The sequence below is a fragment of the Burkholderia sp. Ax-1720 genome, from assembly GCF_011753035.1.
In the GTDB taxonomy this organism is placed as follows: domain Bacteria; phylum Pseudomonadota; class Gammaproteobacteria; order Burkholderiales; family Burkholderiaceae; genus Burkholderia; species Burkholderia gladioli.
Map to the genome: position 1 here is coordinate 21687 of NZ_VWWK01000033.1, position 19540 is coordinate 41226.

Sequence of the window (19540 nt, forward strand, 5' to 3'; positions counted from 1 at the left end):
AAACAATTTTCTATCAATCCGTCGAAAAGCGATGTTGACCTAGATTGATCTAAAATCCTAGAATTCGGTTACATGGCGGTTACATGAAAACTAGGAACCTTTCACCCGATGTCCAAGGTCAACTTCACGGTCGCGCGAGTCGACGCGCACCACTGCCCTGACGGCAAGCCACAAGCATTTCTCTGGGACAGCCGAGCACCTGGCCTTGGACTCCGCGTCACGGCGAACGGTGTCAAGGCGTACATTTTTCAGTCTAAGGTGCATGGGAAAACCGTGCGGATCACCATCGGTGACCCACGCAGCTTCACGATAGAAAAGGCTCAGGCCGAGGCCAGGCGCCTGCAAACGCTCGTGAGCGAAGGCAAAGATCCTCGAGAAGTAGCCGCTGCAGAGAAAGAGATGCATGCACGAGCACGAGAGGAGCGTCTCGAACGCGAAGCTCTTGCGCGGAAAATGGCCGAAGATGAGTTGCTAAGAACATCGCTACTCGCCCGCACGGCCTGGAACGCGTACATGGATGCCCCCCACGAAAAATGGGGAGAGCGACATCGCGCCGATCATATTCAGGCGGCCGATCCTGGCGGAGCACCAAGAAAGCGCGGTGAAGGTGTCACGCTTGCCGGCCCTCTTGCGCCTTTGCTCGATATGCCACTTTCGCAGGTCAATGCTGATGTTGTGAAGGCCTGGTTTCGCAGTCAGCAAACGACTCGGAAGACGATGGCAACGAACGCGTACCGAAAATTTCGTGCGTTCATTCGATGGAGTGCGGCATCAGAGCAGTTTCGTGCAGCAACGAATGCTGACTGCTGCATCGATCCGGCCGTTAAGGATACGATCCCGCGGCAACGAGCAAAGGAAGGCGACTGCTTGCAGCGGGAACAGTTAGCATCCTGGTTCAGCGCTGTCAGGGCCATATCTAATCCCGTAATCTCAGCTTATCTTCAGGGGCTGCTGATCACGGGAGCTCGACGCGAAGAGCTGGCATCACTTAAGTGGACCGACGTTGACTTTCGGTGGCGCAGCATAACATTGAACGACAAGATCGAAGGAACGGGTGGTCGTACTATTCCCCTCTCGCCATATCTCTCAGAGTTGCTGCTACACCTCAAGCACCTCAACGAGTTGCCGCCGAATCGACGTCAAGTCAGAGAGCTCGCAAACCAAGGAAAGCAGTGGTCCCCCTCTCCGTGGGTATTTGCAAGCAAGAAGGCCGGGGATGGCAAATTGGCGGAACCGCGAATCGCACATAACAAAGCGCTCGCAAGCGTCGACTTGCCACATCTCAGCTTGCATGGGCTCCGACGCTCATTCGGCACCTTGTCTGAATGGGTTGAAGTACCGACAGGGGTGGTCGCTCAAATTCAAGGCCATCGACCGTCAGCAATTGCGGAAAAACACTACCGACGTCGTCCGCTAGACTTGCTGAGAAAATGGCATGATTTGATTGAGGCATGGATACTAGAGCAAGCTGATCTCGAATTTTCAGATTTCTAATCTACGGTCAGTGAAACTGATGTATCGAGAGTCAAACCGGATGGCGCCGGAGACAGCAGCAGGACTAGCACATTGCCAGCGTGCCGCCGGCGCCCCGGAAAGCGATGCGCTGGTGCCACACGCGCCCCAAGGACAGCATTGCCTGAGCGGTGTCGGCAACGTACCTCGAGTAGCAAACAAAAACCCCGCCGCGCAATACAGCATAGTGTGCCGCACGGCGACACGCGCTATGCCAGCACGTCCACACGCCCGGGCCGCACTCGCGCCGCGCCAAGCCGTCGACAAGCTGGCTGGTGAGCTGCGATTTTTTATCCGTCGATGAAGGAGATCGCATGAAACGCTCGTTGCTAGGTTTCAGCGCAGGTCATACGAATCTCAAGGTAAAGATGTACGTGAGTAACTGGCCGCCTCGCCCACGGCGCAGCCGATGCTCGACATCACGATGGATGCGAGAGGCGCCAAGGCACCGGGAGCCATTCGGGGCTTTAACTCGCTCGTTGCGGCGGGAGGTGTCATCGCCGCTGGAGCGGATAGACACCATCAGCGCTCAGCCAATCACTCGCAGCGTGCGTCGCTCGCTCAAGTCGTCGTGAATCATATCGCGTACTGAACTGGCCAGAACTCTACTGGCGACAACACTTCAGGCACCCGAGGTCGTCGTGTTGGCAAGCGATCCGTCGACCCATAAGCGTTTATGGCATGCCCAAGAGTTAGCTGTTCAAACATCGCGCGAGGGTCATTCAATCTTCGAGAGAATGCTCGTCGCCAAGTCGATGCTGCCGGACCGCTCGAGGAGGTTGACCGAATATTTTCAAAAATGCCAATCGCATTCGTTCGCGGTCGCCGAAACCTGTCTCACGGGCGATAGTCCCGATCGGGTGCACGCTAGTCTCCAGCATGAATCTAGCTGCCTCCGCGCGAAGCTGCTCTATCGCCCTCGCGGGGGATTGCCCCGTCTCTTCGCGAAATACGCGGTTAAATTGCCTGCGACTCATACTGGCCGCTTCAGCGAGGACATCAACGGACAGCCTAGCGCTCAGATTTTCCTTCGCATAGATCAGCGCCTTCTGAATTCTGTCCGTCTTTGCGTCCAGTTCCAGCAGCACAGAAAATTGAGATTGAGCCCCTCCGCGTCGCTGGTGAACAACGATACGCCTTGCCACCGATCTGGCCACTTCCGGGCCCAAGTCGCTCTCGACCATAGCCAAAGCGAGATCCAGACCGGCCGTCATCCCAGCGGACGTCCAGATATTGCCGTCGACCACATATATCTTGCCCTCCTCCAACAGAACCTGCGGATATCGTCTCCTGAATTCCTGAGCGTGCACCCAATACGTTGTTGCGCGCCTGCCATCTAATAATCCCATCTCCGCCAGCATAAACGAACCCGTGCAGATCGAAGCGATTCGCCCTGCCGACGGCTGGGCTTGGCGAACGATTTTCATCAGACCGCTACTAGGAAGGATGCAATCGTTGTTTCCCGAGACAATCAGCGTATCGCCTACTCCCGCGTCTAGTGGAATGGTATCGATAGAAAAGCCCACCGACGATTGCACCGAACCTCCGTGCTCAGAAGCGACACAGAACTCGTAGATCGCGCGCTCCGAAAGGTGATTCGCGTATTCGAACACTGTTCCGATCGCGAGGGACATAGGCTGAAAGCTCGGGTAAATGATCAGGCAAACTGTGTGCATAGGGAGTCTCTATTACTTCAATAAGCGCGTCCAATCATGGCCCAAATTGTGGCATCCCCGACATGGAGGCTTAGAGAGTTTCGACGTATTATCGTCGCACATCTTTGGTTAATTAAACTTTAAACACAAAGGAAAAACACAATGGATCGACAAGAAAAATCTCTCTACGATCGGCTCGGCGGGGCATACTCCATCGCCACAGCAGTGGACCGCTTGATCGAAAATCTTCATAGGAACGAAACGCTTAATCATACCAACGCAAAGGTGAAGGCGTTTCATAGTGAAGCATTCAAAGCCGGCTACAAGTTCATGGTAACGGCGTGGGTCATCGAGACGACCGGCGGCCCAAAATGTTACCCGGGACGCGGAATGCTCGAATCTCATCATCACCTCGTTCTTAGCCAGTACGAATTCGATGTGACAGCGCACGAGATTCGCAATACGCTCTATCAACTAGCTGTTCCGCGTCAGGAAATCGATGAATTCATGGAAATCATCCATCTCTATCGTGACGAGATCGCCACTCCGACCACCTAACCGCCCTGCGAATACGGAGTGCAGGGAGATCAACACGCAACCTCGCCATACCGTCTTCGGACCTTTGGGTGCGGGGCCACAGGTGGAAATCCTAACCGACTTATCGCTGACCACTGACCCTGCTGCGGCGATTAGAGCACATTTCGCTGGGCGCGACCCGCTTAAGCAGTGCAGTTCCGGCAAGGCGCCATGAACACTGAGCCTCGTTGTCCGAACCAAAAACCTTAGACCGGAGACTTGCAAACGGAGCTGAACAATGCAAAGTCTTACAGCAACGGGGCCTTGAACTGTCGTTGCTCACACAACCAAGTTCAGATGATAGATACCCGGTGACGCCACTTGCAATGTCGCCGGGTATCTCATCACGACCGACGCCGTAGGCGGGTACCGCGCGAGGGTGGCGTGCCGCTGGCATCGATCGCGTCGCGACTTGGGAATTCGCAACGCAAATGACGTGGAAGACGCTTGCTATCAGCGCTGCCTGAAATGTCATGCTTTTGCGGCGCAGCGGACGCCTACGCCAGTTGCCAGCGTATTAAAGGGACAAGCGGTCGGCAGTGAAAAAAACGATGCTCTGGATGTTTTCCCTTAGATCCGTTCGCTAGCGCAGAATTTCAGTGTAGCCCGGAGCGAACGAGGCGCCCATCGTAGCATCGTCGTCGTGCAGTCCGCGCAGTGGCCGGCTTGGGCTGAAGATGTACTGACGCTCCTGCGCAATCCGCCCGATAACCTGCTGCAAGCAGAGAAGCAAGCCCTGCTTAACGCAGCGTCGGATGCGCTGCTTGGGGTACGGCATCCCTGACCAGGAACGCGCAGCCGGAAACACCGACCACCACACAATCTTCATGACCGGCGGTGACACCGAGATTCACGCGGCTGAATGCCACGTCTTTCAGGTACCAATCCTGACAGAGATTCGCCAGCAGGCGGACGAATTCGATGTGCGAATTGACGTCACGCTGTCTTATGTGGTCCAGCCTTGTCGCACACGCCGGAACTTGCGGCGATACCTTTCTACATGGGTTGGTTGAAAGGCCGGCAATCTTGGCGGAGGGCTGAACGACTTCCGGGCACACGCCCTGAAGAACACTGCGAACGATGACGAACCCCTACGCGGATAAGCTTTGCCGTGGACGTTACACGAAAAGCCGCAATGGGGAGTTATCCGCGATCACAGTCCAATCATAGACCAGCGGCGTCTAGCATTCCCTGGGCAGTCCAGAGCTCACTAAATTACGAGCGGTGTACTCGTGGGTTAAGGTCACAACAGGGACAAATACATTGATAATGTCAGATTCACGTCGACTTGCTGCTGCGCAGATGTTTTCTTCGTTACCGCCATCCGGCACCGAACCGCGATATCAGTGGTTGCTTTCTCATATGACAAAGAGGTCGCGGCAGCAACGCCCCTCTGATCTACAAGGTAGTGGACTGACTTGAGTTCATTGAAACAAGCACTCCGCGAAGGACGCTTCGTCTGCGTGCTGGAAATCATCACGCAACAATCCTCGTCGCGCACCGCCGCGTTCGATCAAATCGTGCAATGCAGGCATATCGCGGGCTGGCCATTGCTGCCGGCCTTCGCCGATCGTGTAGGCCTGAACTCGGAAATGAGTCCCTTGGAAAGCGCCAGCGCATTGGAAACGCCGACTTCGTCGCTGGTGCACTTTTCAGGCAAGGATCGCGCGCGTGCCGACCTGCTGCGTCAGATGGAATCGATGCGCGGCCGAGGTCTGAAGCAGTTGCTGCTACTGAGCGGCGATCGCTTGCCTGGCCATGATCCCGGCCAGGCGACTGTGCGCTATCTGGAGTCGGTGCCCGCCCTGCAGATTGCCCGCGAGCACGGCCCGGACTGGCTGCTAGGCGCGGCGTTGAATCCATTCAAATATCGCGAGGAAGAAGGCGGCGCCCAGTATCTCAAGGCCGAGAAGAAGCTGCTTGCCGGCGCTGACTTTCTTACGCTGCAACTGGGTTTCGATGCCGCGAAGCATCTCGAGGCGCAAACCTGGATGCGCGCCCAGGCACGCGTGAAACCCATGCTGGCCTGCGTGATGCGACTGAACGCCCGACGCGCGGAGGTTCTGCAGGGCGTGCCGGGCGTCGTCATCACCGAGTCTATGCGCGGGGTCCTGAGTATGGAGCGACAGGTGTCGCCGGACTTTGCCGAGGCACGCAGCCTGCAGCGCCTGGCATTGCAGATCGTTGGTCTGAAATTAATGGGCTATGCCGGTGTGCACCTCTCCGGCGTGCATACGCTGGAAGAGTTGCTTGCGTTGGAGCAGGAGATTTCGGAGCAGCGCAACAGCATGCGCTCGCTGGCCGAATGGAGCGAACGGGAACACGAGCTGGCAGATGCCGGGAGCGCCACAGGTGATCTTCGCTCCCGAAACCAATGCGTGGCAGATGGGGCGATCCGATGTCGCCGCCAGCCGCCGCGAGCGCATGCGCTATACGTTGCTCTCCACAGTTCACGACGCGCTGTTTGATCGCAAGGGATGGCTCGGCAAGGCGGTCGGCTGGAGCGTGACACAGCCGATCTGGAAAACCCGCATGGGAGCGGATGCGCTGCATGCTGTCGAAAGGGCGGTCAAGCGGCCGCTGGTCGGTTGCGATACTTGTGGTAGCTGTCGCTTGCAGGACACGCTCTACGTGTGTCCCGAAACATGCCCTAAAGGGCTGGCGAACGGCCCCTGCGGCGGCACCCGGCTCAATCGTTGCGAATTCGATGATCGCGAGTGTGTACACAGCGTCAAATACCGGCTCGCCAAATCAACCGGTCAGTTCGCCTTGCTGGCGCAGACGCTGATTCCTTGCATCGAAGATCGCGGCAGGCACCGTAGCTCCTGGCCCGCATGGTTCGAGCCGGAAGATTTAGCGCAGGACATCGAATCGAGTCCCAGCGAGTGATCGCCGACCGAGCGAAAATCGGCGCTCAAACCTCGTCATGCACGGCGAGGTTGCAATATTGCCCCTTGAAATAGAGCAGCGGCTGCGCGGCCGCCGCGGCCTGCACGTCGATCGCCTTCACCTCGCCGACCACGATCAAGTGATCGCCGGCGGCGTATTCGGCGTAAATTTCGCAGTCAAGCCAATGGAGGCTGCCGGCGATGATCGGATTGCCGAGCGGCGAAGCCCGCCATTCGACGCCCTGCCACTTGTCCGTGCCCCGTCGTGCGAACTGATTGGAAATTCCGATCTGCTCGTCCGACAGGATATTGACGACGAACCGGCCCGCCTGGCGAATCTTCGGGTAGCTGGCCGAGTTGCTCATCACGTTGAACGACACCAGCGGCGGGCTCATCGATACGCTATGGAACGATTGGCAGGTAAAGCCGATCGGCTCGCTATCGACGTGCGATGCGATCACCGTGATACCGGACGCGTAGTGCCCAAGCGCTTCGCGAAAGCGCAATGGCTCGATGGCAGCACTGAGGATTGACATGATAGTAAAGAGATGGCGGGTGAGGTTCGAGCCGGTGGCGTCCGGGCTGCGACAGCCCGCTTCGGTCCCGCGGGACGCGAGACGCGAAGCGGCGCAAGCAACGGACGCGTTCGATTTCCGAGGATCGCGCCCGCTTTCAACTCGATACTAGTTCGAGAGCTCCTGCCGAACGATGTCCGCGCCGGCGCTCAAGGCTTCCAGCTTGCCTCTCGCCACCGCACGCGACAGCGGGGCCATGCCGCAGTTGGTGCAGGGGTAGAGCTTGTCGGCATCGACGAACTTCAGCGCCTTGCGCAAGGTATCGGCCACGGCCTCCGGCGTTTCGACGGTATTGTTCGCCACGTCGATCGCGCCCACCATCACCTTCTTGCCGCGAATCAGCTCGATCAGCTCCATCGGCACATGGGAGTTATGGCATTCGAGCGACACCATGCCGATGCTGGATTTTTGCAGCTTGGGGAAGGCTTCCTCGTACTGGCGCCATTCCGATCCCAGCGTCTTCTTCCAATCGGTGTTGGCCTTGATGCCGTAGCCGTAGCAGATATGCACGGCCGTTTCGCAGTTGAGCCCTTCAATCGCCTTTTCCAGCGTCGCGACGCCCCATTCGTTGACTTCATCGAAGAAGACGTTGAACGCGGGTTCGTCGAACTGGATGATGTCCACGCCGGCGGCTTCCAGCTCCCTCGCCTCCTGGTTCAGGATCTTGGCGAACTCCCACGCCAGCTTCTCGCGGCTCTTGTAATGATCGTCGTACAACGTATCGATCATCGTCATCGGGCCAGGCAGCGCCCATTTGATCGGTTGCTTGGTCTGCTGACGCAGGAACTTCGCATCTTCGACGAACACCGGCTTCTTGCGCGCCACCGCACCCACCACCGTCGGCACGCTCGCATCGTAGCGATCACGGATCCGGACCGTCTTGCGGTGTTCGAAATCGACGCCGTCGAGGTGCTCGATGAAGGTCGTCACGAAATGCTGACGCGTCTGCTCGCCGTCGCTGACGATATCGATACCGGCATGTTGTTGCTCCTGCAACGACAGCCGCAACGCGTCTTGCTTGCCCTCGGCCAGACCTTCGTCCTGCAGCTTCCAGGGCGACCACAGCGTCTCGGGCTGCGCGAGCCAGGAAGGTTTGGGCAAACTGCCGGCGGTGGAAGTGGGCAACAGTTTCTTCACGATAGAGAACCTTGTGTCTTGATTGATCAAAGCGCGCAGGTGGCGGACCACTGCTCGAGTACGGCCTGATAGGGTTTGATGAAGTGTTCCTCGGCGAACCTGCCCTGCTCGACGGCCAACCGGCTGCGTTCCTCGCGATCGTAGACAATCCGGGTCACCGAGAAATCCTCGTGCTTCAAGCTCGGCCGATAGGTTTTCCCCGCCGCGGAATTCGCGTTGTAGATTTCGGGCCGGTAAATCTTCTGGAACGTATCCATCGTGCTGATGGTGCCGATCAGTTCGAGATCGCTGTAATCGCCGAGCAAATCGCCCGCGAAATAGAACGCCAGCGGCGCAACGCTGTTCGGCGGCATGAAGTAGCGCACCTGCAGGCCCATTTTCTTGAAGTACTCGTCGGTCATGGAATACTCGTCCTGCTGGTATTCGACACCGAGCACCGGATGCTGGTTGGCCGTCCGGTAATAGGTCTTGCTGCTCGACACGCTCAGGCAGATGACCGGCTGCTTCCTGAAGTTGGCCCGGTAGGTGTCCGATCCGACAAAGCTCTTGAACAGCTTGCCGTGAAGGTCGCCGAAATCCTCCGGTGCGCTGAACCCCGAGTGATTCTTGTTGTGCTCCAGCAGCAGCACGCTGAAGTCGTAATCCCGAACGTAGGACGAGAAATTGTTCCCGACGATGCCATCGATGCGCGTGTCGGTCTTTCGATCGACGATGGTCGTCTTCAGCACTTCGATCAACGGCAGGGAATTCAGGCTGCTTTCGCCATCGACACTCATTTCCACGGAAATGATTTCGAGATCGACCGCATAACGGTCGCCCTTCGGGTTATCCCAATGCGCCAGGGCATTGAACCGGTTGTCGATCATCCTGAAGGTATTGCGCAAATTTTCCTGGCGGCTCTCGCCTCTCGCCAGATTGGCGAAATTGGTGGTGATACGCGTGCTCTCGGCAGGACGGTAATCCTCATCAAAGCGAATGCTTTTGATGGAAAACTTGAAATCGTTACTCATGTCGGTCTGGCGCCCTGATTTTTGAATGAAACTCGCAGCTTTATTCGGCGAATTTCAGGGAATCGATAACTGGGCAAATCTTAAGTCAATCCATTCATGAATAAAAGTGAATTTACTTCATCCATCCATTATATTCACTCATGTCATGAAATGACGAGGGCCGCGCCACGCGGCCAGGGAACGGCCGCCGCTGATCGGTAGCGCCGGAAGCACGCTGGCGCTGCCCTCACGGCAGGCTCACGACTCGATTGCGGAATCGTCGTCGCCGTAGAACTTCACGCCAAGCTGAATGCGCTCGCGGCCGCTTTCTAGGCGATGCCGATTGGTATCGCGCAGCGAGTACACGCAGCCGCAATACTCCTGCTGGTAGAAGTTTTCGCGCTTGCTGATTTCGATCATGCGCGCGGAGCCGCCGCCTTTGCGCCAGTTGTATTCCCAATACAGCATGTCGGGATAATGCGAGGCTGCGCGTACACCGCAATCGTTGATCTGTTGCATGTTCTTCCAGCGAGAAATACCGAGCGAACTCGTGATCACGGGAAAACCGTGCTCGTGCGCGTACAGTGCGGTGCGCTCGAAGCGCATGTCGAAGCACATCGTGCAGCGCGCACCGCGCTCGGGCTCGTGCTCCATGCCCTTCGCGCGCGCGAACCAGTCGTCGCGATCGTAATCGGCATCCACGAACGGGATCCCAAATTTCTCTGCGAAACGGATGTTCTCATCCTTGCGCAAGTCGTATTCCTTGCGCGGATGAATATTGGGGTTGTAGAAAAAGATCGTGAAATCGATACCCGAGGCGAGCATCGCTTCCATCACTTCCCCGGAACACGGCGCGCAGCACGAATGCAGCAGCAGCTTGTTGTGGCCGCCGGGCAGCAGCAACGGTTTGCGTGGGTCGGTGTGGGGCATCGCGATATCCAGGGGAAAGCCGATCGCGGATTATCCGGGACCGGGCATCGCTACGACCATCGATACTTATTCATGGATCGATCGATTTGCCTCATGGGTCGGGCGATGCACGGGCGAGGTCGCGCCTCAGACGCGGCACGCCAGGGCGTCGCCGATGCGCGCGAACAGCTCGGCATCGGCCACCTCGGCGCGCTGCGCGATCTCGGCGTGATCGGCAGCATCAGGCCACGAATCGGACAGCGCACCCTGCGCATCCGAACTCGCCACCCAGGCGCGCGCGACCGTCAGCAGCACGTTGCGCTCACTCGCCAGCCAGCGCGCCACTGCGATGCGCCCGATCTCTTCATATAGCGCCCAGCACGATTCGTCGTCGCGCTCGAGGGCGGTCATCAGCATGTCCAAAACAGCTGCGTCGTTGGTACTCATCTCGTGTTTCTCCAGGATCCTGCCTGCCCGCGAGGAGCAGGCACCGACGATGCGCGCTTCAGCGGGCCTGGGCGCGCAGCGTCTTCGCCGCAGACACCAGATTGGTCAGCGCCGGGATCACCTCCGCCCACTGACGGGTCTTCAGGCCGCAGTCCGGATTCACCCACAGGCGCTGCGCCGGAATCCGCTCGGCCGCCTTGTTCATCAACGCGACGATGTGCTGCTCGGTAGGGATGTTCGGCGAGTGAATGTCATACACGCCCGGCCCGATTTCGTTCGGATAGCGGAAATGGTCGAATGCGTCGAGCAGCTCCATGTCCGAGCGTGATGTCTCTATCGTGATCACGTCGGCGTCCATCTCGGCGATCGAGGCGATGATGTCGTTGAACTCCGAATAGCACATGTGCGTATGGATCTGCGTTTCGTCGCGCACGCCGTTGGCCGTGATGCGAAACGATTCGACGGCCCAGCGTAGATACTCGCCCCACTGCGCGCGGCGCAACGGCAGGCCTTCACGCAGCGCAGCCTCATCGATCTGGATCACCTTCACGCCAGCTCGCTCGAGATCCAGTACCTCCTCGCGGATCGCCAGTGCGAGCTGAAGACAGGACACCGAACGCGGCTGGTCGTCACGTACGAAGGACCAGTTCAGGATCGTGACCGGGCCGGTCAGCATGCCCTTCATCGGCTTTTGCGTCAGCGATTGCGCGTAGGTGATCCATTCCACCGTCATCGCTGCCGGGCGACTGATGTCGCCGTACAAGATCGGCGGTTTCACGCAGCGCGAGCCGTACGACTGCACCCAGCCGAACTGGCTGAACGCGTAGCCGTCGAGCTGCTCGCCGAAATACTCCACCATGTCATTGCGTTCCGCCTCGCCGTGGACCAGCACGTCGAGGCCAAGCCGCTCCTGCTCGCGAACGCTGCGCTCGATCTCGGCGCGCATCATGGCACGGTAGCCGTCACGATCGAGCGCACCGGCCTTGAAGCGGCTACGCGCCTGACGGATCTCCGCGGTTTGCGGGAACGAACCGATCGTCGTGGTCGGGAACGCCGGCAGCCGCAGCAGTGCCGATTGCTTCGGGGCGCGCTGCGCATAGGCGCTCGTGCGGCGGCCGAGCTGCGCGTCAATCTTCGCGACGGCGGCCTTCACCGCCGGATCGTTTACACGCGGCGAGGCGCGTCGCGCGGCGACCGCGGCGGCGTTGGCGGCCAGTTCCCCAGACACGGCCTCGCGCCCGCGGTTTAGCGCGGTGGCCAGTAGTTGCACCTCGTCGAGCTTCTGCAACGCGAACGCGAGCCAGGTCCGGATCTCGGCGTCGAGCGTCACCTCGCTGGCCAGATCCACCGGCACGTGCAGCAACGAGCACGACGGCGCGATCCAGAGGCGCTCGCCAAGCCGCCTGGCGAGCGGCTCGAGCCAGTCGAGCGCCGCGTTCAGGTCGGTCTTCCAAATGTTGCGGCCGTTGATCGCCCCGACTGACAACACGCTCGTGCTCGGCAGGTGGGCTACGACCTGCGCGACTTCGTCCCGCGCGTTGATCGCGTCGAGGTGCAGGCCGTCCACCGGCAGTTTCACAGCCAGCTCGAGGTTCTCCTGCAGCTGACCGAAGTAGGTCGCAAGCAGCAGCTTGAGCTTGCGCTGCCCCAGCGCGGCGTAAGCAGTCACGAAAGCCTGCCGCCACGCGTCGTCGAGCTCCGTGACCAGCGCCGGTTCGTCGATCTGCACCCACTCGACGCCCTCGGCCGCTAGCGCATCGAGCAACGCCACATACGCAGACAGTAAGCCCGGCAGCAACGCGAGCTTGTCCGATGCATCCTTCGCCTTACCGAGCCACAGGTAAGTAACCGGACCTATGATCACTGCCTTCGCCTTCACACCCTGTGCGCGCGCCTCAGCCAGTTGCGCAATGAAGCGCGACGCATCGAGCCTGAATTGCGTATCAGCCCGGAATTCGGGGACGATGTAGTGATAGTTCGTATCGAACCATTTCGTCATTTCGCCTGCGGCCACACCGCCGCAGCAATCGGCGTGCGCGTCAGCCGTCTCGGCCGACCGGCCGCGCGCCACACGGAAATAGTTGTCGAGCATGTCGCCGTGAAAATTGCGCACACGCTCCGGCAGGTTGCCGAGCGTGAAGCTCATGTCGAGCACCTGGTCGTAGAAGGCGAAGTCACCGACCGGCGTGAGATCGAGATTCCGCTGATCGTGCCAGTGGCGGACACGCAATTCCGCTCCGCATGCTTTCAGGTCATCGCGAGCACTCTCACCCTTCCAGTAGCGTTCGAGGGCGAACTTCAGTTCGCGCTTTGCGCCGATGCGCGGAAAACCGAGATTGTGTGTACGTGCCATGTTTGCCGTCGTCCCAAGCGTGGATGAATGAAACACTGGCAGCGATGATAGGATGTCGTCGCCATGAAGAAAAATGGCAATATTTCATCCATCAATTAATATTTCTCATCGCCTAAGACACGCAAGGTCACCATGCTCGAACGCATTCATCTGGTCATCATCCGCGAGGTGCAGCGGCAGGGTTCGCTCACGGCGGCCGCCGCCGAGCTGTTCCTAACGCAATCGGCGCTAAGCCACACCGTGAAGAAGATCGAGCAGCAGCTCGGCACGCCGATCTGGGATCGTGAGGGGCGCGGACTGCGGCTCACGCAAGCCGGGCGTTATCTGCTGTCGCTCGCCGAACGGCTGCTTCCACAGTTCGAGCACGCCGAAGCGCGCATGAAACAGTACGCGAATGGCGAGCGCGGCACGCTACGCATCGGTATGGAATGTGCGCCGTGCTACCAGTGGCTGCTGAAGGTGGTGTCGCCGTACCTGACACGCTGGCCCGACGTGGACGTGGACGTGAAGCAGCGCTTCCAGTTCAGCGGCATCGCCGCGCTGCTCGGTTACGACGTGGACGTGCTGGTCACGCCCGATCCGCTGAACCGGCCGGGGCTGCGCTTCGAGCCGGTGTTCGACTACGAGCAGGTGCTGGTGGTGGCCGACGATCATCCGCTGGCCAATGCGCGCTACGTGAAGCCCGAGCAGTTGAGCGACGAGACGCTGATCACCTACCCGGTCGAGACCGATCGCCTGGACATATACACACATTTCCTGCGTCCGGCGGGCGTGGTGCCGCGGCGCACCAAGGCGATCGAGACAACCGACATCATGTTGCAGATGGTGGCCAACCGGCGCGGCGTGGCAGCTCTGCCGCGCTGGCTCGCCGAGGAATACTCGGATCGCGTGGCCGTGGTACCAGTGAAACTCGGCAAGACCGGCGTGGCCAAGCAGATCTTCCTCGGCACACGTAACGACGATGAGTCGGTGGACTACCTTTCCTCGTTCATCGAGTTCGCGCGGGACACCAGTTGGCAGACGGTGCGCTTTGCACGCTGAGCCCCACTCATACGGAGCGGACCAGCGACCGGGCATATCGCATCTCGACACACTCATGCACCGTACACGATTCGGCCTGAATGCACGCGAACACTTGATTCGCTTCGTTTGCGTCCGCCGGCCCGGCCGCTGGCACGACTCTCGCCATTCCTCCCTCAAACTTCTACATAAGAAGGATACAAGATGATTGTCTGAACAATTTCTACCTGGATTGCCGCTTACCGCGCGTGCGCCACTCCAGAGCAACGCATCGGCGAACTGCTGACCTCGATCGTAGGGTAGGACGATGCCTGGATCTCGGCCGAGATGCTCGAGACGCCGCGTGTGCGCTTCGGTCGCCGGCCGAGCCCGCCGGCGAATTCAGGAGGTATTGGCCATGACCAAACGATGCCGCAATGGCTAACGCTACGGAAGTACACGCGTAGCATAAGTGAATGATAAAAATAATTTGGATAACAAATTATTTTACATAAATACAATGATCGATATTTTCTTTGTAGTAGCTTTATAGAAATGTCGTGTTTCCGCTAAGTTGAAATGTCGTGTTTGCGGGTTCAGGCTGGCGGCCAGCATTGCTTGAGGAGCGCTGGCCATGAACGCAACTGGGACGATCACCATGTCGATGACCGAGCTGGACCGGTTGAAGGTGGTACAGGCTGTTTGCGAGCGGCGTCTGAAGCCAGGTCAGGCAGCGGATCGGCTCGCGTTGAACGTGCGTCAGGTTGAACGCCTCGTGCGGCGCTATCAGGCCGCAGGCGTTGCTGGGACTGGTTTCGGGCAAGCGTGGGCGCCCGGGCAACCATCAGTCGGCCGATGGCGTGGCGCGACGTTCGCTGGCCATTATTCGCGAACGCTATGCGGATTTCGGCCCGACGCTGGCTTGCGAGAAGCTTCGGGAATGTCACGGCATCGGTCTGGCAGTCGAGACGGTTCGCGTGCTGATGATGACCGCGGGTCTATGGATTCCTCGGAGGGATCGTCCTGCCAAGGTCTACCAGCCCCGCAATCGTCGAGCGTGTCTGGGTGAACTGATCCAGATCGACGGCAGCGAGCACGCGTGGTTCGGGGACCGGGCTCCGCAATGCACTGGATCTGGTTCGTCGGGGGCCGGTCCAATCACACGAAAATTCTGACAGGCCCGTTCAGGTCAACGTTGTCCCAAGTGCAGCCTTCAAAATATCGGCAAATGCTTTGAAATCCGTCAGTCGGGCCGTCGGGCCGGCTATCGATATCGCACCACGAATTTGCTCGCCGTCCATCACCGGCACCGCTACACAGGTCAGACCATCGATCAATTCCTCGGCATCCAGTGCATACCCTTGCTTGCGAATCTTCGCCAGTTCCTTTTGGAGTCGATCTTTATCGACGATCGTATTGGGCGTGAATCGCTCCAACTCACGCTCGCAAACTCGTGAGAACAAGCTCCCGTCTGTCCAGGCAAGCAGGATCTTGCCCGCACCGGTTGCATGGAGCGGGCCGCGCCAACCAACTCGCGAGAACATCCGAATCGGATGAGCAGAGTCGACTTTTGCAAGATAGACGACGCTATCGCCGTCGAGCGCCGCGAAATGAGCCGTCTCTCCGGTTTCACTGACCAACTGATGCAATAAGGGCGTCAGCCGCTCAGCCAGCGCCGCGCCGGCGCCGTCACCGACATCGCGGAATAGTCCAGCCAAGCGCAGGCTGAGCCGGTAGACCTTATCGTCCTGAATAACCCATCCACATTGCATCAAGGTCCTGAGCAATCGATAAATGGTTGCTCGCGGCAGGGCGAGGGACTGCGCCATCTGACTGACGCTGAGGACGTTTGGCGACTCCGCCATCAACTCCAGAAGACGAATGGCGTGCTCGACGCTATTGACCGTCGCGATTTTACTCATCCCCTCTCCTCGCTAAACGTAGACGAATGCGCAGCGCTTGCTCCGTGCTGGGCAAGCCGCTATGATGTTCGAAATTGATTCTCTCATGTTCACTATAGATACACAAGGATCGGCGATGAAAGAATTGAACGTGGAGGCGCCGTGGATCGCTTCCGTCATTCAGGGAACCCCCATTCCTTTCGACCAGCGCCGAACGTTGGCGAAAGTCAACGATCTGGTCGCGTCCGCTGCGTCTCGAAAGGCCCGTCTCGTCGTGTTTCCGGAAGCATTCGTCGGTGGTTATCCGAAGGGGCATGTGTTTGGATCGTATGTTGGCGGTCGTAGCGACGAGGGCAGGGACGCGTACCGCCAGTATTGGGAGGCGGCAATCGATGTTCCGGGGCCGTGCGTGGATGAACTTGCCGCCATTGCCGGGCGTCACGGCGTTCATATGGTGATCGGCGTGATCGAGCGCGACGCAGGCACCCTTTACTGCTGCGTCCTGTTTTTCAGTGCGACCGGAGCGTTCCTGGGCAAGCACCGCAAGCTGATGCCCACCGGTGCCGAGCGCATGATCTGGGGTTATGGTGACGGTTCGACGATGCCCGTCCTGGACACGCCGCTGGGAAAACTTGGTGCTGTCATCTGTTGGGAAAACTACATGCCGATGATGCGCACCGCCATGTATGCCAAGGGAATCCAGCTTTACTGCGCGCCGACCGCCGATTCCCGGCCGACGTGGGTCGCGTCGATGCAGCACATCGCGATCGAAGGGCGCTGCTATGTCCTTGCTAGCAACCAGTTTCTCCGCAGAAGCGATTTCCCGGATACCTACACGAGCCTGCTTGGCAACGATCCTGAAGCCGTGGTCCAGAACGGCGGAAGTTGCATTGTCGATCCCTTCGGGCAAATCCTCGCGGGGCCGGCGTTCGGCGAGGAAGTCATTCTCACCGCTGAAATTGATTTGCGGAACATAGCGCGCGGCAAGTTTGATTTCGACGTAACCGGCCACTACAGTCGGCCCGATGTGTTTCGTCTGACAGTCGATGAGCGCCGGCAGACGCCCGTGACCGTCGTTCCCGCCATCCACCAGCCAGAAACGCCGCGCGAGGGTCCGCTTCAATGATCACGAAAGACGATATTCGTTTGGCTGCGCATCGAATCGAGCCATACATTCGTAGGACACCTACTATTCGGTTGGAGCCGGGTTGGTTCGCAGATCCCGGGGAAACGTACTTGAAGCTCGAGTCGCTTCAGGTTACGGGCTCATTCAAACCCCGAGGTGCCTTCAATCGCCTGCTCGGCGAGCCGATTCCGCCGGCTGGCGTCATCGCAGCGTCTGGAGGAAATCATGGTATCGCCGTCGCCTATGCGGCACGGAAGCTGGGCGCTCATGCCGAGATCTATGTGCCCACCCTTGTCACCGAGCTCAAGCGGAACGTGCTGACGAGCCTTGGCGCGAACGTTGTCGTGGCCGGGAACTCGTATGTCGAGGCGCTTGCGGCTAGTGAAGCTCGGGCCGCTGAGTCGGGCGCGCTGGCCGTCCACGCGTTTGATCATCCCGCAACGGTGGCGGGGCAGGGCACGATTGCCATCGAAATGGAAGCACAGCTGCCCGATGTCGACACGGTGCTTGTATCCGTTGGTGGCGGCGGATTCATTGCCGGGATCGCTGCCTACCTTGCCGGGCGCGTCAAGGTCGTCGCTGTCGAGCCGATGCAATGCCCCACTTTTCATCAGGCGCGGCAGGCCGGTGCACCCGTCGACGTCCAGACCGGCGGGATTGCTGCGGATTCGCTCGGGTGCAGGCGCATCGGCAACGTTCCCTTTTCCGTGCTTCTACCTGCCGTGAGCGAATCCGTTCTGGTCTCGGATGAGCAGATACGAGACGCCCAAAGGATCTTGTGGGACAGGCTGAGGCTCGCTTCGGAGCCTGGGGGAGCGACCGCTTTCGCGGCTCTTGCCTCGGGTGCGTACGTTCATTCATCCGGAGAGAAGATCGCCGTGGTCATATGCGGAGGCAACGCCGATCCAGAATCCTTCGTTCGAGCGTCGTGATTTTATGAATCCGGCTGCCGAGGCGCTGATTCCGCGCCGCATTCATATCATGAAGAGGCGTTTGACGATCAAACAACGTCGATGATTTTCCCGGGGTTCGAGCAGCAAACTGCGTGGTGTTCGCCCGACTTAACGCCATGCCAAGACGAGCAGGTCGATCGATGTGAGCTCAGATGGTAGTGATCCATATGGACCGCGCATTGGATCTCGACAAGTAGACGCAAGGCATCGTCGATCCATACGATGGGCGACATGACATGGCGTAAGGTCAAAACACGAAATCTACTTTACCCATGAAACAGGAAAGCTCAACGACAGCCTTGCCATCCTCGAGTCGGACCCTGAGCCTAGAAGCGCTGCGTAGCTTTGTGGCGATCCAGGAAACCGGCTCGTTTCGGCGCGCCGCGTCACGAGTCAACCTCTCGCCTTCCGCCGTCAGCTTGCAGATCGCCAAACTCGAAGCATTGCTCGGGTATCGTCTGCTCGAACGGAACGCCCGCCGAGTGTCGCTGACCGAGCATGGCAGTTTACTGTTGCAACATGCGAGGGACCTGTTAGCGCGTAATGACGAAGCCTTGGCGCTTTTCTGTCAATCGCCCCTGCAGGGGAGTTTGGTGCTTGCAGCGTCTCATGACCTCAGCGCGGCGTTCGTGCCTGAATTGCTGCTTCAAATGGCGGAGCGCTATCCGCGTATTCGCATCGATGTGCAACTTGGCGCCGGCTCAAGCGTGATGAATGGCTTCGCGAAAGGGCGCAGCAATATAGCGTTTTTCAACGACGTTCGCCCGCCAGCCATACCATCACGGAAAGTCTGGTCCGAGCCCTTGGTCTGGCTCATGGCGCGTGGAGGACGAGCGCCCTCTCTCGACCCCTTACCGGTGGTAGTGGCTTCGAATGGTTGTGCATGGCGCGAAGTCGCCCTGGATGCTCTGGACGTGGGCGATCGAGCATATCGAATTGCCTATAGCAGCGATTCGATTGCAGGACAGGCAACCGCTGTACGCGCGGATTTGGCCATCGCGGCACTGCCCGCCTCCATGTCGAACGCAGACATGTTGCCCGCCCCCCCGGAAGCTGGGTTGCCCAAACTGCCTCAGACCCACGTGCGGGTCGCGCATGACGACGGGGCGTTGTCCAAGGCCTTGGCCGCGATGGCACAAGAAATTGCACTTGGGATGGCGTCGAGGATTGGCCCGAACGGCTGAACCGTTTTCGTCGCATGCGTGATCCTCCGGGCAGTTCCGGATCAAATCGCGCGCGAATGTCCCGAGCATGGTCCGTTAAACGTCGCAATGTGGCGATGATCCGTGGGTTTGGCCGGCCGCGTGGCGTTCGGTAACCCGCAGTCGCCGAACTCGCTGCGCCACGGCATGGCAACTTGCCTCGGACACGCCATGCTGACGGAGAAACTCCTCGACCGGCGAGCCTGTCCCCGCCTCGCGCAAGAAGTCATTGATCTGCGCCTCGGTGGATCGTCTCTCCGCGGCCACTCTCCTGACCATTTGATCGGAGCCTGAGGCGTCGTGCTGCTCAAGGGGGCG

The 19540-nt window shown here is 59.2% G+C and carries 16 protein-coding genes and 1 pseudogene; 9 read left to right on the forward strand and 8 right to left on the reverse strand.

Features of this window, described 5'->3' with window-relative positions; translation table 11 throughout:
• Positions 1-108: 108 nt before the first annotated feature.
• Entirely contained in the window at positions 109-1494 is a 1386-nt protein-coding gene (locus F3J18_RS13000; RefSeq protein ID WP_166913039.1) for an integrase family protein, read from the forward strand.
• A gap of 740 nt (positions 1495-2234) precedes the next feature.
• On the opposite strand, the gene F3J18_RS13010 is transcribed toward F3J18_RS13000, so the two are convergent.
• Positions 2235-3188, reverse strand: coding sequence for a GlxA family transcriptional regulator (locus F3J18_RS13010; protein WP_166913041.1), 954 nt, complete (start codon positions 3186-3188; stop codon positions 2235-2237).
• A gap of 141 nt (positions 3189-3329) precedes the next feature.
• On the opposite strand from F3J18_RS13010, the gene F3J18_RS13015 reads away from it, so the two are divergent.
• From F3J18_RS13015 to F3J18_RS37830, 3 genes are all read left to right on the forward strand, one after another.
• Positions 3330-3725 carry a group 1 truncated hemoglobin gene (locus tag F3J18_RS13015; RefSeq protein WP_166913042.1) on the forward strand — a complete coding sequence of 132 codons (396 nt, stop codon included), beginning with the start codon at positions 3330-3332 and terminating at the stop codon, positions 3723-3725.
• A gap of 1445 nt (positions 3726-5170) precedes the next feature.
• A complete protein-coding gene (locus tag F3J18_RS13020; RefSeq protein WP_205195420.1) occupies positions 5171-6211 on the forward strand; it encodes a methylenetetrahydrofolate reductase in 1041 nt (346 codons plus the stop codon).
• Positions 6168-6632, forward strand: a complete 465-nt coding sequence (locus F3J18_RS37830; RefSeq protein WP_205195421.1) for a methylenetetrahydrofolate reductase C-terminal domain-containing protein — start codon at positions 6168-6170, stop codon at positions 6630-6632. Before F3J18_RS13020 ends, F3J18_RS37830 begins: the two co-directional genes overlap by 44 nt.
• A 25-nt stretch (positions 6633-6657) precedes the next feature.
• Here the strand turns inward: F3J18_RS37830 and F3J18_RS13025 are convergent, their stop codons facing one another.
• From F3J18_RS13025 to metE, 6 genes are all read right to left on the reverse strand, one after another.
• On the reverse strand, positions 6658-7167 hold the full coding sequence (locus F3J18_RS13025) for a flavin reductase family protein (protein WP_166913043.1): 510 nt from the start codon (positions 7165-7167) through the stop codon (positions 6658-6660).
• A 147-nt stretch (positions 7168-7314) separates the two neighbouring features.
• Positions 7315-8343, reverse strand: a complete 1029-nt coding sequence (locus F3J18_RS13030) for a methionine synthase (RefSeq protein ID WP_345891692.1) — start codon at positions 8341-8343, stop codon at positions 7315-7317.
• A 26-nt stretch (positions 8344-8369) separates the two neighbouring features.
• Positions 8370-9353 (reverse strand): DUF1852 domain-containing protein, encoded by a 984-nt coding sequence (locus F3J18_RS13035; RefSeq protein ID WP_036047976.1) that lies wholly within the window; start codon positions 9351-9353, stop codon positions 8370-8372.
• 237 nt (positions 9354-9590) lie between these two features.
• The gene (locus F3J18_RS13040) at positions 9591-10262 is read right to left on the reverse strand and encodes an epoxyqueuosine reductase QueH (RefSeq protein WP_166913044.1); all 672 of its coding nucleotides are present in this window, start codon (positions 10260-10262) and stop codon (positions 9591-9593) included.
• 126 nt (positions 10263-10388) lie between these two features.
• Positions 10389-10688 (reverse strand): hypothetical protein, encoded by a 300-nt coding sequence (locus tag F3J18_RS13045; protein WP_166913045.1) that lies wholly within the window; start codon positions 10686-10688, stop codon positions 10389-10391.
• 58 nt (positions 10689-10746) lie between these two features.
• Entirely contained in the window at positions 10747-13041 is a 2295-nt protein-coding gene (gene metE / locus F3J18_RS13050) for a 5-methyltetrahydropteroyltriglutamate--homocysteine S-methyltransferase (protein WP_166913046.1), read from the reverse strand.
• A gap of 132 nt (positions 13042-13173) precedes the next feature.
• Here metE and F3J18_RS13055 point away from each other — a divergent pair, with 132 nt between their 5' ends.
• Complete coding sequence (locus tag F3J18_RS13055; protein WP_166913047.1) at positions 13174-14082, forward strand: LysR family transcriptional regulator; 909 nt, start codon at positions 13174-13176, stop codon at positions 14080-14082.
• Positions 14083-14674: 592 nt separating this feature from the next.
• Positions 14675-15170 (forward strand): annotated as a pseudogene (locus tag F3J18_RS13060) (helix-turn-helix domain-containing protein); the annotation flags it as partial.
• Positions 15171-15224: 54 nt separating this feature from the next.
• Here F3J18_RS13060 and F3J18_RS13065 read toward each other — a convergent pair.
• Entirely contained in the window at positions 15225-15962 is a 738-nt protein-coding gene (locus F3J18_RS13065) for an IclR family transcriptional regulator (RefSeq protein WP_166913048.1), read from the reverse strand.
• Positions 15963-16077: 115 nt separating this feature from the next.
• On the opposite strand from F3J18_RS13065, the gene F3J18_RS13070 reads away from it, so the two are divergent.
• From F3J18_RS13070 to F3J18_RS13080, 3 genes are all read left to right on the forward strand, one after another.
• The gene (locus F3J18_RS13070) at positions 16078-17067 is read left to right on the forward strand and encodes a nitrilase-related carbon-nitrogen hydrolase (protein WP_205195422.1); all 990 of its coding nucleotides are present in this window, start codon (positions 16078-16080) and stop codon (positions 17065-17067) included.
• A complete protein-coding gene (locus F3J18_RS13075) occupies positions 17064-17999 on the forward strand; it encodes a threonine/serine dehydratase (protein WP_166913049.1) in 936 nt (311 codons plus the stop codon). Before F3J18_RS13070 ends, F3J18_RS13075 begins: the two co-directional genes overlap by 4 nt.
• A gap of 293 nt (positions 18000-18292) precedes the next feature.
• Entirely contained in the window at positions 18293-19204 is a 912-nt protein-coding gene (locus tag F3J18_RS13080; protein WP_166913050.1) for a LysR family transcriptional regulator, read from the forward strand.
• The last annotated feature ends 336 nt before the right edge of the window (positions 19205-19540 follow it).

What these genes read in the sequence shown, in the direction of transcription:
- F3J18_RS13065 (WP_166913048.1), bottom strand. Translation starts at nt 15,962, where the DNA reads ATGAGTAAAATCGCGACGGTCAATAGCGTCGAGCACGCCATTCGTCTT.
- metE (WP_166913046.1), bottom strand. Translation starts at nt 13,041, where the DNA reads ATGGCACGTACACACAATCTCGGTTTTCCGCGCATCGGCGCAAAGCGC.
- F3J18_RS37830 (WP_205195421.1), top strand. Translation starts at nt 6,168, where the DNA reads ATGCGCTATACGTTGCTCTCCACAGTTCACGACGCGCTGTTTGATCGC.
- F3J18_RS13010 (WP_166913041.1), bottom strand. Translation starts at nt 3,188, where the DNA reads ATGCACACAGTTTGCCTGATCATTTACCCGAGCTTTCAGCCTATGTCC.
- F3J18_RS13080 (WP_166913050.1), top strand. Translation starts at nt 18,293, where the DNA reads ATGAAACAGGAAAGCTCAACGACAGCCTTGCCATCCTCGAGTCGGACC.
- F3J18_RS13025 (WP_166913043.1), bottom strand. Translation starts at nt 7,167, where the DNA reads ATGTCAATCCTCAGTGCTGCCATCGAGCCATTGCGCTTTCGCGAAGCG.
- F3J18_RS13045 (WP_166913045.1), bottom strand. Translation starts at nt 10,688, where the DNA reads ATGAGTACCAACGACGCAGCTGTTTTGGACATGCTGATGACCGCCCTC.
- F3J18_RS13070 (WP_205195422.1), top strand. Translation starts at nt 16,078, where the DNA reads ATGAAAGAATTGAACGTGGAGGCGCCGTGGATCGCTTCCGTCATTCAG.
- F3J18_RS13075 (WP_166913049.1), top strand. Translation starts at nt 17,064, where the DNA reads ATGATCACGAAAGACGATATTCGTTTGGCTGCGCATCGAATCGAGCCA.
- F3J18_RS13055 (WP_166913047.1), top strand. Translation starts at nt 13,174, where the DNA reads ATGCTCGAACGCATTCATCTGGTCATCATCCGCGAGGTGCAGCGGCAG.
- F3J18_RS13015 (WP_166913042.1), top strand. Translation starts at nt 3,330, where the DNA reads ATGGATCGACAAGAAAAATCTCTCTACGATCGGCTCGGCGGGGCATAC.
- F3J18_RS13035 (WP_036047976.1), bottom strand. Translation starts at nt 9,353, where the DNA reads ATGAGTAACGATTTCAAGTTTTCCATCAAAAGCATTCGCTTTGATGAG.
- F3J18_RS13040 (WP_166913044.1), bottom strand. Translation starts at nt 10,262, where the DNA reads ATGCCCCACACCGACCCACGCAAACCGTTGCTGCTGCCCGGCGGCCAC.
- F3J18_RS13000 (WP_166913039.1), top strand. Translation starts at nt 109, where the DNA reads ATGTCCAAGGTCAACTTCACGGTCGCGCGAGTCGACGCGCACCACTGC.